The organism is Candidatus Neomarinimicrobiota bacterium (assembly GCA_021734025.1).
GTDB lineage: Bacteria > Fidelibacterota > JAANXI01 > JAANXI01 > JAANXI01 > JAANXI01.
On the sequence record JAIPJS010000001.1, the window covers coordinates 444,674 to 460,380 of the forward strand.

Annotated in this window: 13 protein-coding genes; 1 reads left to right on the forward strand and 12 read right to left on the reverse strand. The window is 48.5% G+C overall.

Annotation, left to right across the window (positions count from 1 at the left end; all coding sequences use genetic code 11):
• Window positions 1–86: 86 nt before the first annotated feature.
• Window positions 87–1,634: a hypothetical protein gene (locus tag K9N57_01780; protein MCF7802897.1), complete on the reverse strand. Its 1,548-nt coding sequence runs from the start codon at window positions 1,632–1,634 to the stop codon at window positions 87–89.
• A gap of 648 nt (window positions 1,635–2,282) precedes the next feature.
• On the opposite strand from K9N57_01780, the gene K9N57_01785 reads away from it, so the two are divergent.
• Window positions 2,283–3,146 (forward strand): mechanosensitive ion channel, encoded by an 864-nt coding sequence (locus K9N57_01785; GenBank protein MCF7802898.1) that lies wholly within the window; start codon window positions 2,283–2,285, stop codon window positions 3,144–3,146.
• Window positions 3,147–3,446: 300 nt separating this feature from the next.
• Here K9N57_01785 and idi read toward each other — a convergent pair whose 3' ends face one another.
• The 11 genes from idi to K9N57_01840 form a co-directional block, all read right to left on the reverse strand.
• Window positions 3,447–4,004, reverse strand: coding sequence for an isopentenyl-diphosphate Delta-isomerase (idi, locus tag K9N57_01790; GenBank protein MCF7802899.1), 558 nt, complete (start codon window positions 4,002–4,004; stop codon window positions 3,447–3,449).
• A 43-nt stretch (window positions 4,005–4,047) separates the two neighbouring features.
• Window positions 4,048–6,324: a hydroxymethylglutaryl-CoA reductase, degradative gene (locus K9N57_01795; GenBank protein ID MCF7802900.1), complete on the reverse strand. Its 2,277-nt coding sequence runs from the start codon at window positions 6,322–6,324 to the stop codon at window positions 4,048–4,050.
• Window positions 6,325–7,404 (reverse strand): hypothetical protein, encoded by a 1,080-nt coding sequence (locus tag K9N57_01800; protein ID MCF7802901.1) that lies wholly within the window; start codon window positions 7,402–7,404, stop codon window positions 6,325–6,327.
• Window positions 7,401–8,387, reverse strand: a complete 987-nt coding sequence (gene mvaD / locus K9N57_01805) for a diphosphomevalonate decarboxylase (GenBank protein MCF7802902.1) — start codon at window positions 8,385–8,387, stop codon at window positions 7,401–7,403. The genes K9N57_01800 and mvaD overlap by 4 nt, the downstream gene beginning before the upstream one ends.
• A gap of 103 nt (window positions 8,388–8,490) precedes the next feature.
• Window positions 8,491–8,901, reverse strand: a complete 411-nt coding sequence (locus tag K9N57_01810; GenBank protein ID MCF7802903.1) for a response regulator — start codon at window positions 8,899–8,901, stop codon at window positions 8,491–8,493.
• A gap of 63 nt (window positions 8,902–8,964) precedes the next feature.
• Window positions 8,965–10,098: a type II and III secretion system protein gene (locus K9N57_01815; GenBank protein MCF7802904.1), complete on the reverse strand. Its 1,134-nt coding sequence runs from the start codon at window positions 10,096–10,098 to the stop codon at window positions 8,965–8,967.
• A gap of 22 nt (window positions 10,099–10,120) precedes the next feature.
• Window positions 10,121–11,176 (reverse strand): hypothetical protein, encoded by a 1,056-nt coding sequence (locus K9N57_01820; protein ID MCF7802905.1) that lies wholly within the window; start codon window positions 11,174–11,176, stop codon window positions 10,121–10,123.
• Window positions 11,173–12,810, reverse strand: coding sequence for a hypothetical protein (locus K9N57_01825; GenBank protein MCF7802906.1), 1,638 nt, complete (start codon window positions 12,808–12,810; stop codon window positions 11,173–11,175). Before K9N57_01825 ends, K9N57_01820 begins: the two co-directional genes overlap by 4 nt.
• 17 nt (window positions 12,811–12,827) lie before the next feature.
• The gene (gene tadA, locus K9N57_01830; protein MCF7802907.1) at window positions 12,828–14,090 is read right to left on the reverse strand and encodes a Flp pilus assembly complex ATPase component TadA; all 1,263 of its coding nucleotides are present in this window, start codon (window positions 14,088–14,090) and stop codon (window positions 12,828–12,830) included.
• The gene (locus K9N57_01835; GenBank protein ID MCF7802908.1) at window positions 14,083–15,135 is read right to left on the reverse strand and encodes a hypothetical protein; all 1,053 of its coding nucleotides are present in this window, start codon (window positions 15,133–15,135) and stop codon (window positions 14,083–14,085) included. The genes tadA and K9N57_01835 overlap by 8 nt, the downstream gene beginning before the upstream one ends.
• Before the next feature lie 8 nt (window positions 15,136–15,143).
• Window positions 15,144–15,698 (reverse strand): hypothetical protein, encoded by a 555-nt coding sequence (locus K9N57_01840; GenBank protein MCF7802909.1) that lies wholly within the window; start codon window positions 15,696–15,698, stop codon window positions 15,144–15,146.
• Window positions 15,699–15,707: the final 9 nt, after the last annotated feature.

Here is a 15,707-nt window from a genome sequence, read left to right on the forward strand (position 1 = left end):
CCAGATTGCTGGCGCTCTTTCTGTTTGACAAGAGAACTGGTAAGGAATTGCCGGAGAGAACCCCCATTCTCCACATGGCAAAGGGTTTAAAACGAGTTAAACTCCTCGTCCAATTCATTGCCGTTGGAATTGAATTCGCTATAGTCGTTCATCTCCCTCTCAAATGCTTCTTCGTCAGAGAGATCCCGGTTTTGGTGTTTCTGTGTGGAGGAACCATTCCGTTTTTTGGCCGTTGTCTTCTGCTGTCTGTCATTACCTCTATTAGAATTCCGGATATTTTCATCGGCAGCCGACCGGGAATAGACGATAAAGTTAAGTTTTTTGACCGCACGTTTCAGAGCATTGGACTGTGCACGCAGCTGCTCTGAGGCGGAGGCAAGCTCCTCGGAGGAGGCAGCGTTGGTCTGGGTAATACTATCCACATCGTGAATTGCGCGGTTGATCTGTTTGATTCCGTCAGCCTGTTCCTGTGATGCGGCGGCAATTTCGTTCACCAGCTGATCGACCTGTTGAATTCTGGAGGTAATCTGCGCCAGGTGTTCAGCGACTTCTTTGACAATCTCCACACCGTTATTGGCGTGTTGAGCAGACTCTTCAATCATTTCTCCGGTTGTCTTCGCTGCATCTGCGGCTTTCTGTGCCAGGCTTCGCACCTCATCCGCCACTACCGCAAAACCCTGTCCGGCCTCTCCGGCCCGGGCGGCTTCAACGGCTGCATTCAGGGCTAACAGGTTTGTCTGAAACGCGATTTCATCGATAGCGCCGATGACTTTCGAAGATTCATGGGCTGATTTTTTAATATCCTCAATAGCTGTTTTCATACGATCCATGGCCTGGTTACCCTTACCGGCCAGTTTGCTGGATTCGCTGCTGAGTTTATTAGCTTCAGTCGCGCTTTCAGCGTTTTGACTTGTAACGGCGCTCATCTCTTCCAGGGAAGAGGAGGTCTCCTCAAGTGCGGATGCCTGATTCGACGCACCATCGGCCAGGCGCTGGGAGGCATTCGTCACCTCATCAGAGGCGTGCGCAGTGTCATCAGACTGCTTGGTAAGTGTCTCGACAACCCCGGAAATGGCCTTGCCGATAGCATCACCAACCAGATAAAGTGCCCCTGATCCCACTCCGATAATCAACAGGCTCACGATGAGTACCATCCTCCGGTTCTCCGCTTTTGCCTTTCGTGCAGCATCCAGAGAAATCCCCAGGGCAAGAGTACCGAGTTGGCTCCCTTCACTGGTAATAGGATGGAGGACAACACAGTTTTCCTCCGTGAATTTAACCTTTTCTTTATTCACGGATTTTGCCAGGTTCAGGGCATTGAATTGAGAAGCATTATAACTACTGTACACTTCACCTTCGTTATTGAAAACCATGACAAAGGCAATTTCATCATTTTGCTTCACACCTTCGGTGGCGGACTGAACCGACATTTTATCATCGAATTCGAGTCCCACTGCACAGGAATATCCAAGTAACTCGGAAAGCTGTTTCCCTGTCTGTTCAATACTCTCGAGTTTTTGCGATTGCATCCTGGACGGAAAATACAGGAAAATAAATACCGCAACCGCGGCAATTAATCCAACCCCGGCAAAAATTATAATCTGCTTAATCGAAAGCTTCTCTACGATATTCATATTGATACCCCTCTTTAAATCATTCCCCTGTTATGTTTTCGCCGAAATCATTAATCCGGCGAGGCGAAATAAGTATTTTTAATGAAGTTTCTACCATAGTTGTTGAATTATTACGGATTCAAAAAGGATTCTACCCGCTCCATCTGCATTGACAGTAACATTGGAAATATCGCTGTTAGCATTCCGCTCACCGTGCATGGCTGGTACAAGAGAGAGAGCCCTTCCATGGATTGAATCTGTGTGCCAAAGCCATGTTGATTCCCATGAAATTGTTTACAAAGACGGATGATTCCCATCTTTACAGGTGTTATATCGACCATTGGGACAATTTCTTTAGCAATAAAGTGCAAAATTTTACATATACAGTCGGAATTCCACATAAGCCTGCAATTATGCACCATGCCGGGAAAAGCCGTCATTTGACCAATATTATAGACAACTATGCTATTAGAAAATATTATCCCATAGAAGTAGTGTTGGATAGGTTTTTTCCACTACGGAACCTTGCTTAGAATATCAAGCATCCCGCCAGGGCGAGATGACGGGAGAAATTAGCAGTACGGTCGATACGGGAAATAACAATTAGTAACCTGCTGGTTTACAACTTCCGCAGATGTGAATCCATCGCATTATGATTTGCGTGCCCTGATGTTTATTTTAAAATCATTCAAAATCAACAACAGCAGGGAGGATGCCGTGGAATTTCAGGAAATTTATCAACGAATAGTGACGCTGGTCTCGACCTACGGGCTGAGGATTATCGGGTCGATACTCATATTTATCGTTGGAAAATGGGTGGCAGGGTTACTGACAAAACTCCTTAGCCGGGCTCTGAATAAGTCGGGAATCGATAAAACCCTACGAACCTTTTTGCGTAATATTACATATTACGGTCTGTTCGTTTTCGTTATCATTGCAGCCATGTCCAATCTTGGAATCGAGACGGCCTCTTTTATTGCTGTATTGGGTGCCGCCGGCTTGGCCATTGGTTTTGCGCTCCAGGGCTCCCTCTCCAACTTTGCTGCCGGCGTCCTGATTATCCTGTTCAAACCGTTTAAGGTGGACGATCACATCGAGGCAGCCGGGACAGAGGGGTATGTGGAGGAAATTCAGATATTCAAAACGATCATTCGATCGTTCGATAATAAAAAGATCATCCTTCCAAATTCCAAGGTGATGAACGATAACATCGTAAACCATACTGCCAAGGATGTGCGTCGTTTGGATTTGACCGTTGGAATCGGATACGATGATGACATTCCCAAGGCAAAGAAAGTCCTCAAAGATATTCTGGATTCCGAAAGCCGGATACTGGACGATCCGCCCCCATCAATCGTCGTAAAGGAACTGGGGGATAACAGCGTTAACCTGGGAGTCCGGCCGTATATCAATACCAGTGATTATTTTCCACTAAAATTCGCTCTGACTGAAAAAATTAAACTTCGGTTCGATGAAGAGGGGATATCGTTTCCGTACCCGCAAAGGGATGTCCATCTGTTTCAGCAATCATAACCTGGATTAATCATGCATTTGAACGGAATCAGGTAAGCCTCCTTCCTGGGAGGAGAGAGCCAATACTTTACCCGCCAGGTAGCTCGTTTTTCCTTGCGGGTAGCTTCAACAAGCTAGCCACCTTCCGGGAAAAAACAGCTGCCCGGAAGGTGAGAATGAGGGTTGTCTACGGGCGGGGCGCTTCGGAAGCGCTCGTTCTTCTTCGAATTTGTGAATAATGCCGGATAAATCACGGATAAAAGTAAAAAGGGCCCGCTATCTTAACAGCGGGCTTTATTTGTATCTATTGGAAAAAGAGTATTACAGGGACAGAACCTGATCCCAATACTCCTCCCGGATGCGTTTCCATTCCATGTGAAACCAGGGCGTGTACTTTTCCGGGTTTTCCTGCATATCCATTTCCAGGTCATCAGGAGCGATATATTTCCACTCCGCAATCTCATTCGGGTTGATATTCAGATCATCGGTCTGTCTTCCAATATACACCGAGCAGACCTCACGTTCGGAACCCGCATCACCGAAGGAGGCATGATACTGGAATTTATAGAGATAGTGCAAGTCGGAACTCAACCCCAGCTCTTCCTGCAACCGACGCTCTGTTGCGAGATCCATGGACTCACCCTTCCGGGGATGGCTACAGCAGCTGTTTGACCAGTAAAGCGGCCAGAGCCGTTTGTCATCACTGCGTTTCTGCATCAGAAGTTCATTATGGTCATTAAAGATAAAAATAGAAAACGCCCGGTGGAGTATCGCTTCACCGTCGTGACATTCATCTTTGGACATATAGCCGGTGACGGTGTCATTTTCATCAACGCAGATAAGCATTTCATCGTCAAACGAAACTATATCATTGTTCATATATGTGCGTCCTGTTGTTTATTGTTGGCTGTTGCGGAAAATTTCAAACATCTATCGCTTGGGATTTACCGCCAATGGTACTGACCATAGCTTCATAGCCGGATTTGCGCATGGCAAAGGCCACACCCTCGGGGTTGTCGGGGCAGAGTGCGATTATTGCGCCTCCACCACCGCCGCCGGTCAGTTTCGCACCCAGGGCACCATTGCGGCGGGCAATTTCAATCAATTCCTCGATTTCCCGGCTGGATACCTGCAGGGCATTGAGTAATCCCTGATTAATATTCATTAATTCACCGAGTTGTTCCAGATCGTGGTTTTCAATGGCCTCTACCGATTCTACCGCCAAATCGTTTATCTGATTAAAAATTTTCTCGTAATGGGAGGTATTGTTTTCCCAGGCCTTGCGTACTTTTGCTACCATTTTGGCAGTCAGGCTCTCCACGCCCGTCAGTCCGACGACTATTTTGATGGGCTCCGGAACGTTGAGTTCCTGCATAAACGGAGGTTCGCCGCGCTTAAACAGGATAAAATCTCCATAGGTCGCCAGGGTGTTATCGATTCCGGATGGATTACCATGTGCGATCTTTTCCGATTCGTAGGAGAGATCGTAGATCTCCTCTTCGGAGAGGCCCAGGCGGAAATGCTCATCCAGCGCACGGATAATAGCGACCGCCAGGGCGGCAGAGCCACCGAGTCCCATGGCACGCGGCACATTCGGAAACACCTCGATTTTCATGCTTTCCTCGTCCAGTTCCAGCGTCTCCAAAATGAGATCCAACGACTGATAAATCGAATACCGGTGGTTGGCGCCTTTATGGATTTTTTCTTCAACACCCCAGCGTGGAATAAGCAGGTGAATGCCGTCTCGGCTATCCCAGACCTTGGCCTGCATCGCCAGTTGTATTGGAGCTGCAACCGCATGCGACCCATAAACAACAGAGTGTTCCCCGAGGAGAATTACCTTCCCGTGGCCCGCGGGAAGTTTTTCCTTCTCTTCCTCAACGAGACCTTCGGTGAACTGTACTTCTTTGCGTTTCTCCAAATCATTAATGATTTCTTTAGCCTTCCAGACCTTGATATCACTACTCTCGATGAGCAGTTCCACCACGCGCTCGAAAATTTCCGGATAGGCGCCCGCGGCATTGGCCACGCTTCTGGCGTGTAAGGTCATATGCCCCCGCTGGATCCCTTCTGTCACAAGAGCCCGCAGTGCCGAAAAGTTCTGCGCGAGACCGACAGCTCCCATCACTTCTGCCAGTTCAACAGCGGACTCTACCCCAAGTAGCCTGAGGGATGTTTCCACAGAAGGATTGGCCTTGAGCGAGCCCCCGACGATACCCACCTTAATCGGCAACTCAATCGACCCGACCAAATCGCCATCTTCGTTTTTTTCCCACGATGTCAGAGCAGTGTAGGAACTCCCTCGGGCCGCATAGGCATGGGCCGAAGCCTCCAGGGCGCGCCAGTCATTGCCAGTGGCGATGGCGACCGGATCAATCCCATTCATGATTCCTTTGTTATGGGTGGCCGCACGATACGGATCAACAGAGGCAAATTCATTTGCCAGAATTACACCGTCCCGGACTTCTGCGCCGGGGGTCCCGTTAAAATCGAGGAGTTCCTCCGGGATTTTGCACTTGGCTTTCACCAGTGCCCGATCCGTGAGATTGCTGAGGATCCTGAGAAACACCTTTCCGTCAGTAATTTTTTCTATCAGTGGCGCAATGCCTTCACACATGCTGTTGACCAAATTCGCACCCATAGCATCTCTGGTATCAACAAGCAGGTGAGTGACAACCATGTCACCTTTGTGGGAAGAATTAGGATGAATGGCAACTTCCACGTCAATTGCACCGCCACCCCGGGCCACCATATTAGGGTGGAGACTGTTCGCCAGGTTCAGGATCTCCTCTTTATTCTGGAGAATTGCCTGTTTTGCCCTGGACGGGTTTTCCATTTCCACCACCTGTACCTGACCAATGAGTATTGGATCAGTACTTTTACTGTGGAATCCGCCGGCGCCCAGCACTGTCTTGGCCGCCGCACTGACAGCAGCCACGATTGAAGGTTCCTCCACTACCATCGGTACAACGTACGGTTTGCCGTTAATCAAAAAGTTCAAGCCGAGCCCCAGGGGAAGACCGAAAATGCCGATAACATTTTCAATCATGCGATCAGCCTGATCCGGCTTCAAAATATTCAAATTATTCCGAAGGGAGATATAGTCTTCCTCGGAAATCAACTCCTCCTCATGGAGCAAATCCAGCCGTTCTTCAATGGAACGCCGGTAAAACTTGGGAATACGGGATTTCGCGCTCATCTAATGCACTTCCTTTGCTACGGTAGATTCGTTGTTGCTGACATGAACACCCTGATGGGAAATGCGTGCCCCGGGAAGCGTAAAATTACTGTCTATGATCGAGGTCTTAATATCCTGCATAATCGTTTTTGAATCAGTAAAAGCAATGCCGATATCGCCGTTGCCGGCGCCCGATGGTTTATAGTATCCACCGGTATCTCTGACCAAATGGTAGATTGCCTTATGCTCGGCAGAGACAACCGGGATATCTATCAGTTCACCGAGTCTTTCCATACTGTGATAGAATTTATCCACATCAGTGAAAAACCTTTGAATATCCTGATGATGGAAAGCCCGGCAACCATCCCGGGATATCGCGTTGAGGTTTTTGAAAATTCGCCGGTAATCCTTCGCACGTTCAACCCGGTAATTTTCCAGTCGCTTCAATATCCTGGAGGTTGAGGCTGATTTGCCAGTCCAGACAGGGAGAATATAAAAATTTTCTGGTAAATCCATAGATATCGGCGCTGTCTTGTTCGCAGGCTCAGCACGAGTGTACTCGATAATCCCGCCGTATATACTGGTCGCAATATCAATACCGCTGCCGAATTTTCCCTGGGCTTCCGAATGCGACCGGTAGGCCCTGGAAAAAAGTGAGTTTTCGCTCGGTAACGGTTTTGCACCGCTGTAAACGGCCAATGCAGATACAAGCGCAACAGTAAGCGCAGCGCTCCCGCCAAATCCGTATTTTCTCCCGTCGTTTGCATAAAAATCGTCTGTATCGAGGCGAATATTGGCAGGAGGAAGGGTACCCTCTAAATCAGCGAAACTGGTCTCCACGGCCTTTTTAAAAAACTGCAACTGGATCCGGTGTTCGGAATCAATTCCGGCTTCAAAGGAAATTCTCCCGGCATCTGTGGAAAACCCCACCCTTGAAATATGGAGAGTAGGAGCGCTGACTGACCAGTGACCATTTTCTGCCTCTTGAATGCTTACTTTCGCATATTTATCGACAGCTGTGACCAGGGCAGGGGCGCCGTCTAATACGGCATACTCGCCAAGTAGTATCATTTTCCCCGGGGTATGGCAGGTTACCATCATGGTGATTCCCCGACAATTGATACACCCGGACCGGGCGATGCTGTAATTACCTTTTCGACGCCGGGAAGTTGTTGAAAATGAGTCGTTAACTTTTCCTCATCTTCAGGAAGACAGAGCACCTTTACCTGCGGTCCGGCGTCAATGGTAAAATACGCCGGAATACCATCATTACGTAATTCCCGGACCTTGTTCATGGCTTCCACCGTTCCTTTGTTCCAATAGATAATACCCGGCCTGGACGCCATGGAAGAGGCGTGCATTTTCAAACAGCTATGTTCAGCGAGTTCACCGACCCGGTGAATATCTTTCCTCTTGAGAGCCACCCGCATCTCATCAAGATCTGTGGGAATTGTGCTTTTCCAGGCGGAGTAATAGGGCGACGTTGCCATTGTGCGGTTCATACCATCCGTGCTGCTCACCTGTTTGCTTGCATCGGACATGATAAGCACCAGGAGACGAACATCCCAAAAGGACTCTGCATAGAGTTGTGTTGCAAATGCGTCAGCACCGTCTGATTTTTCGCCTGGGGACATTTCCACAAATCCGCCATAGATCGAGCGTGCGGCGGAACCCGATCCCCGTCGTGCTAACTCGGATAGTTTAGTTGGCGCTAAGTCCAACCCCAGTGATGTAGAGGCAGCGAGAGCAAGTGCAGCAAATCCTGATGCCGATGAAGCCAGTCCGGCAGCAGTAGGGAAGTTGTTTACGGATTCGACACGTGCAAACTGGTCTGTACCGGATAGACTGCGAAATATATCAAGAAATTGACTCACCCGGGATGTGGCATTTTGCGTTGCTTGGGTGCCATCTAAAATTAAGATATCCTGATCAAAAGTCTTGTCAAACCGCGCAGTCGTTTCAGTCCAAAGTGCATCCAGCGTCATTGATATCGAACCGGTTGCGGGCAGGTTGAGTTCTGCATTTCGCTTCCCCCAATACTTGATGAGAGCAATGTTTGGATGTGCTTTGGCTGTTGCCTGCATCTGGCCGTTCCGTTTAATTATCAATTTGAAATGTAAAAAGATTTCGGAAGAGAGTAACTACTAAATTTCTATGAGGAAAAGGGGGACTGAACAGGCGATGGAATTAACGTTTTCGGGGAATGTTTTTCTTTTTCAGAAGCTGTTGCAATCTATCTGATTGTGTGAAGGTTACGATATTATTGAGTACATCGATAACGGAAATGGGGCGCTCCAGATAAACATCGGCTCTGATGTCGGATCGTTCATGGAAAAGTTCCTTCTCCAGAGATGCAGAAAGTAAAACAGTCGCCGCACTCAAATCTAGTCCGTTCACCAGCCGGAGAAATTCCAACCCGGTTAGGTCCCCCAAATTCGTATCGATGAAAATGAGGCCATATTCCTTTTTCAGCAGCGCAGTCAGCCCGTCGTACCAGTTGGCGAAAACATCAATCGGCACTTCAAATTCCTCCGAAATACCGAGAAATAGTTTACGGGTTGCTTCATCTTTATTCACGACCAAGATTTTTGTTTCCATTGCCCATTTCCCGCATCTTGTCTATTACGCGCAGCGTATAGAGATGCGTGGGGGATAGTCAGATTAAGGTTTAGACTTATCGCTGTAGCGCTCGGAGATACTCGGAATCAACTCGGCTTTAATCAGGATAACCAACTCCTGCTCAATACTATCTTTGGAATCATATCCAAACAGAAACCGGAGCCCAAAGAACCACCACGGAAGATTTTTCAGATAGGGAATTCCGCGCCTGACTGATGATTCTTCGTTTCGGTACAACCCAGCGATGAGAGTCTCCTCGCCGCTGAGCAGCAAGATCTGGGTACTCGCCTGTTGCTTGTTGATAATCGTGCTGACGGGGTCGGGCTGGGCCGAACTTTTTTCCGCACTGATGTCCATGTGAATAAACGTTGTATCGTTGATTTCCACGACTTCTGGTGTGACATCTAGTATGGTTCCGGTGCTAAAGAACTGGGTTACCGTGTTCCCGGCAAAATCGACCTGGTTAATGGAGAAATCCTGGCCGACCTGAATTCGCCCGGTTTCCCCGTCTAGAACCTTTATTGTCGGAGACGACAGGATTTCACCCTTATTCGCTGCTTCAAACGTGCTGAACAGAGCTCTGATATCCCAGCCGGTACCGGCAATTCTGGCTAAATCACCCGGATTCAGTGATGGGATCCCGACCTCGAACATGGGAGATGAAACATTTTGCGCACCCTGACTTGCAATAGACACTTTCCCGTTATTCAGCGTCGACCAGTCTACCCCGATTTCACGCAGGAGTCGTCGCTGCCCCTCAAAAAAGGTCGCAGAGATTCTTATTTCTTTGGAATCCGTCCCGTAAAAGGACTGGCGGGATGCCGATGATTTAGACGCTGCCTGCTCAGGAGTTTGAGGCAGGATTTCGTAATAATCCTTTTTTTCCTCGAGGATGAGGCCATTCGCGGCTGTGATATAGCGGAGTGCTTGTTGCCAGGGCATCGCCGGGATATTGACACCGATAGGCTGTTGAAAGGAGGTTCTATTAATAATGATGCGCTGTTCATATTCCCGGGCAAAGCTATTCAGTATCTGAATGGCCTGATCGAAGGTAGTTTCCCGGCTGAGAGTCACAATTTCATCGGGATTCCGGGGCTCGACCGGGATATTGGCCGGCTGAGCAAACAATGCTCTGATTACAAGAAAGCAAATTGCGAATAATATCGATTTCTTCATTAGGAATTCCTTGCTAAAAATGTCAATTAGATTTTTGGTCAACCTGCAACGTTACCCGCTCACGTATACCGCCTTTATTCAGGCGAAATGTCGCCGTTTGTTCCTTTTGATTGATGCTAGCGAAGTATCCGAGGTAGACTTCGTCTCCTCTGGAAATCTGTCGCATCTGATTGTTCTGATCGATGAGGTACGCGGTTTCGGCCGTTAATCCGAGCAGACTGCTTTTTGACACATCGACCAGATTTTCCTGATTCTTTGGTACGGTATGGATATGCGGATAAAATGGATTATACCCGGTGCTTGAGGCAACCCTGGAAGAGGGATATGGAATGTCGCCGGGATTGCTGGTCAGGTTTTCTGATTGTACCCAACCAGTGCTGTTATTCGTGCTGACCTTGGTCCAGTCACCATCCGAGGCAACAGCAGCAATCGGCAAACCACGCTTTAATACATCAACGGGGGGATTCTCTGAATTCTGTCCATCCCAAACGGTGGAGGATGCCGTTTTGATCCATCTCTGAGAATCACTCTTATCGGACTTCTGATGGTAAAAGTAACTCTTGATCTCCATGCGGATATCGACCTTGCCAAGGGAGCCGGTTTCGTCTATGGACGTCACAGATAACGCCGTAATTTTAGTCAGGGGGCGTGACCCTTCGATAGCCGATATAAATCGAAAAAGGTTATGGAAGTAGCCGTTTCCTACCAGACTGGTTTTTACAATGCCGTAGCCATCGTGGTATTCAGTATTTACGTATTTCAGATTATAATCGATATACGCCCGACCTGTGCTCAGCGCGTTTATAAACCCGTAAATCACACTTTGTTCCGGTGCGGGGAAAAGGTCTTTGGGAAATTTGGTGTACCGTTGCTGGATCTCGCTTAATTTCAGCTTCATGTCGCCATATCTCGAGATGGTATTATTAATCTCTGCCAATTCCTGTTCCCGCGTCGTTTTCGTTTCTTTCACTGCCTGGATTTTTGGCTCAATGATGTAGTGGAGATACGCCCAACCACCAGCATAGAGTAAAACCAATATCCCGAATAGAATCAGTGAATTACGTATCGCATGTTTCATGAGTTGCCGTCCATTTCCAAAGATTCGGGTGCTTTCGTAATATCATTGATTCGCAGGATAAATTTGTAGACTTGAACGTCCCGACGACTCACCTCCACGACTTCTTTTATTTCCACACCGGAAAACATTGCAGCCAGACGAGGAACTCTGTTTCTATACCGTGCAAATCCTTCGATTATGACCTCGTCGTCGACGGTGACCATTTTATCAATCCAGCAGCTGTTCACGCTTTCGACTGCTTCGCTGATCCAGGAAAGATCCCGGGTCCACTGCTTGCTTCCAATGCTCAGTGTATCAAGCATTTCCATGTCTGCATTTATAGAGGAGATTGAGGAGACGAGTGCATCGACCTCTGAGACAAACGGTCTGGAAATCTCAGCTTGTCGCCAGGCGTTCATCGCCTGCTGGGCGGTTTGCTGTCGCTCCGTCATTTTATCCTGATACACCTTGTTAAACAAAATGGGGGTCAGGGCAATCAAGAGAAGCAATACCATACCATGCCAGGCCAGCTTAAACGTTTTTTGGCGTTCACGAATCCGGTCCGGAATTAGAGAGAGTACAGGGAAGTCATCAGCCTGGAAATTCTGTGCCTTCCATGCCGCTGCAATCGCCGGGAGATAAAACCGAAGCTGCTGCTGATGCTCTCCATCAATTTGGATAAGTTCCGGGTCAAATTTCAGCGGTTCCAGGGTGACTTCCGGAAGATGATCCTGGATAAATTCGAAATGACGCTCCCGCAGACTCCCATTGACCATGATTATTTGGTGGAGGCCAGGGAGGTTGTTCTGATCCAGTTCCAGCAGGATTTTACTCAGGCAGGCTTGCACCACGTCGTCGGACTGCTGTCCCCGATGAATAAGCGGCAGAATAGTTAGTACTTCCTTGCCGCGTAAAAATATGATCCGACTGGATTCAAACCCGGTATGGACAATCGCCGAGATTGTCCCAGGTGCCAGGTCATAATTAGTCCGAACCAGGCCGATGATCCCGGCTTCATCCGGGTGAATGGTTTCGTAATGAATTTTTGAAGACTGAAGTTCAGCCACCCGATCCAGGTGTTCAATTTGCGGAATTTCACCTTCCCGGGAGACCAGGAGCATCTGACCATCATCCTGAACGTCATACGCGTATTGGACATTAGCCTCCGATGGCTCGTACACCGATTTAATGCGTTCCTCGACGGTATGGCGAATCTCCTTTTTCTTAGCCTCCTGGAAATTACGGCGCTCTATGGGGTGGATGATTGTGGAGCCCAGCGGGAGACTCATCGCAAATTTGTGCTTTTTGGAATCCAGGGACTGCAGCAGTCGGACCAGCTGATCGGTGTCCTGATCGACCTCTACATCAGCATCGTCGTATGCTGCTTCAAGATCAAATAGATCGTCCTCCGCTGACTCTGATTCAAAGGCTCCGTTCGAGGCCTCTTCAAAGGAGAAGTCTCCGGGATTTTCCTCTTCTATACCGGCTTCAACCGGTTCCGGTACAGATTCCTCAAACGGATACGCCATCACCGGCTGCTGGAATTCTACCGTCTTAAGCTTCACCAGGTGTAACTGGTTTTTCCGCTGTTCAAGAACCGCGACCCGAAGATTGGGGCCATCTATACATAAACCTGTAATTTGTTTTTTACCCACGTATAATCCCGTTAAAATTAATCAAGATATTGCAGTAACTGACGCATTCGTTTCTTATTGTTGGCATGGCTGATGGCTGTTTTGGCCTCAATTGTCCCCTGATCCACCAATCGTTTCAGATCCTGTTCCAGGGTGTGCATGCCCGACTCGCTGCCTTCCTGTAATATCTGGTAAATGTCGTTTGTGTTATTATTCTGGATTGCAGCCCGAACAGAAGAATTATTTACCAGAACTTCTTTAGCTAATACCGGCTTGCCGGCTTTATCCCGGATAAGTTTTTGACTGATGACCACCGTAAGGACATCGGCCAGTCTGTGGCGGACCCGATCCTGTTCGGTTGGGGGCGTTTCCGCCACAATCCGGTCAATACTTTCAATCGCGGAGGCTGTGTGTAAGGTGCTGAAAGTCTTATGCCCGGAATCCGCAACCTCCAGGGCGGTGATGATCGTCTCAGGGTCGCGTAACTCACCGATGACGATGATATCGGGATCCTGGCGCAGGGCTTCCACGGTCCCTGACTTAAAGGAACGCACATCCCGCCCGACCTCCCGGTGACGAATAATGGCTTTCTGTGGTGTATGGACGAGTTCCACCGGGGAAGCGATGATGACGATATGCGTATTGGCAGTCCGGTTATTGGCATCTATGATTGTATCCAGAGTCGAGGACTTTCCGGCCCCCGATATTCCCGTCACCAGAATTAACCCGGAGGATTGATAATCTACACTGAGTAATTGCGCCACGGCCGGATGAAATCCCAGCGATTTAAAGGGCCGGATTTCCGACGAAATTCTTCGGACATTCAGCGCGAGATGTCCCAGATCAAAATACATGTCTGCGCGAAATCGTTGGGAGGCTTTTCCATTGAGGGAGGGCAGGGAATAAGAGAAATCAACATTCTTGCCCTCTAAAAGCAGAGCACGCTGGCGTCCCGTCAATAATGCCTGGCATAAAAAATCAGTGGTGATGTGAGGGAGTGGTGTGTTATTTGAGACGGGTTTCTTCTCGCCATGGATTCGGTACCAGATTTTACCCGCGCATCCCGGACCGCCAATGTCCATATCAGAGGCATCCTGGGGCTCCATCTGCCGCAGGGAGTCGTGCAAAAATCTCCTGAGAGAGCTGCGGAATGTCTCCGGCTGGGCGAGATAAATCTGCCCGATCTGCTCCTGGAGTTCCGCTCCCGATACATGATCCGAAATCTCTGAGGTCAATTTTTTTGTTCTACCGATAATATCAGAGATATCAGGAATTTTCTGCTGTTGTATCGTATTATTCATACCGTGAAACCTGCCGTAATTCGCTGTCAATTTGATCTGACAATTCTTTTTCTAATTTCACCAATGATTGACTTCCGTAGATCATGTTGACATTCCCGCGAAGGTCGAGATCAAAATTAGCTGTTGGATCTGTGGAGGAAAACAGAATCGCCCCGTTAATATTTGTGTTGCCATAGATATCGGCCTCAAAGTTTGTATTCCCCTGAAGGATAATCAGACCTTTGTAATTAAAATCCCCGGTGATCCGGATAGAGTTCCCCTCCGTGACAACCAATACGCCTGCGCCATGTACTGACGAAATATGCACATCGCCATTCACAACGGAGATCATTGGATTGCCTGGTGTGCCAATCGTTGTACTATTTAGATCTGAGGAGATTACCGTATCGGCATAGGTTGTGTAGGTATCGATGTACCCCTGCAGGTCAGAGTTGTCCCCGGGACTTTGCTCGATACTCGGCGACCCATTCGGGCCACGTATATTATTTAACTGACTGCTCGTCAAAGTACTATAAATTGAATCTTCTGCGGCTTGCCCACCCACAGTCAGTCCCGGAACTCCATCTTCCGGCCCCGCAGATCCATCAGCATTCGTATCATTGCCGTCGATCAATATGGAATTACCACTCATGTTAAACGTGATGTTATTGCTGTAAATTCCCATAGGAGCAGGGATTGGAGGAATCCCCCCGTCAAATTCAAGGGTCCCCCGGACTTGTGATGATTCGCCGTCAATATCAGCAACCGACGTTATCTGTACCTGGTTTGCCAGGAGTTGGGGATTTGTGGATTCATCGTCAACAGTCACGTTAACCGTCCCGTTCCCAATGGAGAGGTTACTGATACCGGTCCGCCATGAATTGTCATCGGCGAGTTCCTTCAGAGCGATCTCTAGTCCGGAGTTTGCAAGATTGCGCGTTTCGGCATCTCTGGCATACGTCGCAGAACGGTCAAGAAGCATTTGCTGGCGATCCTGAAAAGACATCTGCGCGATCGCCGATGCTACCATAAGTCCTAATACGATGAGTAGAAGTGCGCGTCCCATTTATTTCCCTACAGTTTATCCAGATTGATTGGGCGAAAGGTCTTTTGCCACCCGGATCTCGCATATCGGGTACCGTCCATCGGCATCAGACTCTCACAGGTCAAAACGATCCGTATTTTTTTTACGGTAGCCGGATTTGTTGTCTGCACACCCAGGCTGTCATAAAAGGTCAGCGCAAATCCGTTAACTCCGCCGGAAAAATCGGTGGAATCGGCGTTGACAATCCGATGGAGGACTGTATCGCTGGGATTTGAGGTGGCCATATCCGGTCTGGAGGTATCGAAAATCCATTTAATCGTATCAGAGGAGTCATCCCCGGTAACGTCCGCATGAAATGTGATACTGGTGGCAGTAATAGTTTCAACGGGAGAGTTGCCGTCGTACAGGTATCCGACCTTTCGGATATCCTCGCTCAGTACTTCAGCGACTGTCGATGTATGTGTTTTGACCTGATAATCGGCGGCGCTCACAACTCCCTGTTCCCGGATATTGTTATTTACATCCAGGATGGAGAGGAGTATGAGCCCTCCGATAACGAAACTTGCGATCAGGTTAAGATTCATTGCGATTCG

What these genes read in the sequence shown, in the direction of transcription:
- K9N57_01780 (MCF7802897.1), bottom strand. Translation starts at nt 1,634, where the DNA reads ATGAATATCGTAGAGAAGCTTTCGATTAAGCAGATTATAATTTTTGCC.
- K9N57_01785 (MCF7802898.1), top strand. Translation starts at nt 2,283, where the DNA reads ATGTTTATTTTAAAATCATTCAAAATCAACAACAGCAGGGAGGATGCC.
- idi (MCF7802899.1), bottom strand. Translation starts at nt 4,004, where the DNA reads ATGAACAATGATATAGTTTCGTTTGACGATGAAATGCTTATCTGCGTT.
- K9N57_01795 (MCF7802900.1), bottom strand. Translation starts at nt 6,324, where the DNA reads ATGAGCGCGAAATCCCGTATTCCCAAGTTTTACCGGCGTTCCATTGAA.
- K9N57_01800 (MCF7802901.1), bottom strand. Translation starts at nt 7,404, where the DNA reads ATGATGGTAACCTGCCATACCCCGGGGAAAATGATACTACTTGGCGAG.
- mvaD (MCF7802902.1), bottom strand. Translation starts at nt 8,387, where the DNA reads ATGCAGGCAACAGCCAAAGCACATCCAAACATTGCTCTCATCAAGTAT.
- K9N57_01810 (MCF7802903.1), bottom strand. Translation starts at nt 8,901, where the DNA reads ATGGAAACAAAAATCTTGGTCGTGAATAAAGATGAAGCAACCCGTAAA.
- K9N57_01815 (MCF7802904.1), bottom strand. Translation starts at nt 10,098, where the DNA reads ATGAAGAAATCGATATTATTCGCAATTTGCTTTCTTGTAATCAGAGCA.
- K9N57_01820 (MCF7802905.1), bottom strand. Translation starts at nt 11,176, where the DNA reads ATGAAACATGCGATACGTAATTCACTGATTCTATTCGGGATATTGGTT.
- tadA (MCF7802907.1), bottom strand. Translation starts at nt 14,090, where the DNA reads ATGAATAATACGATACAACAGCAGAAAATTCCTGATATCTCTGATATT.
- K9N57_01835 (MCF7802908.1), bottom strand. Translation starts at nt 15,135, where the DNA reads ATGGGACGCGCACTTCTACTCATCGTATTAGGACTTATGGTAGCATCG.
- K9N57_01840 (MCF7802909.1), bottom strand. Translation starts at nt 15,698, where the DNA reads ATGAATCTTAACCTGATCGCAAGTTTCGTTATCGGAGGGCTCATACTC.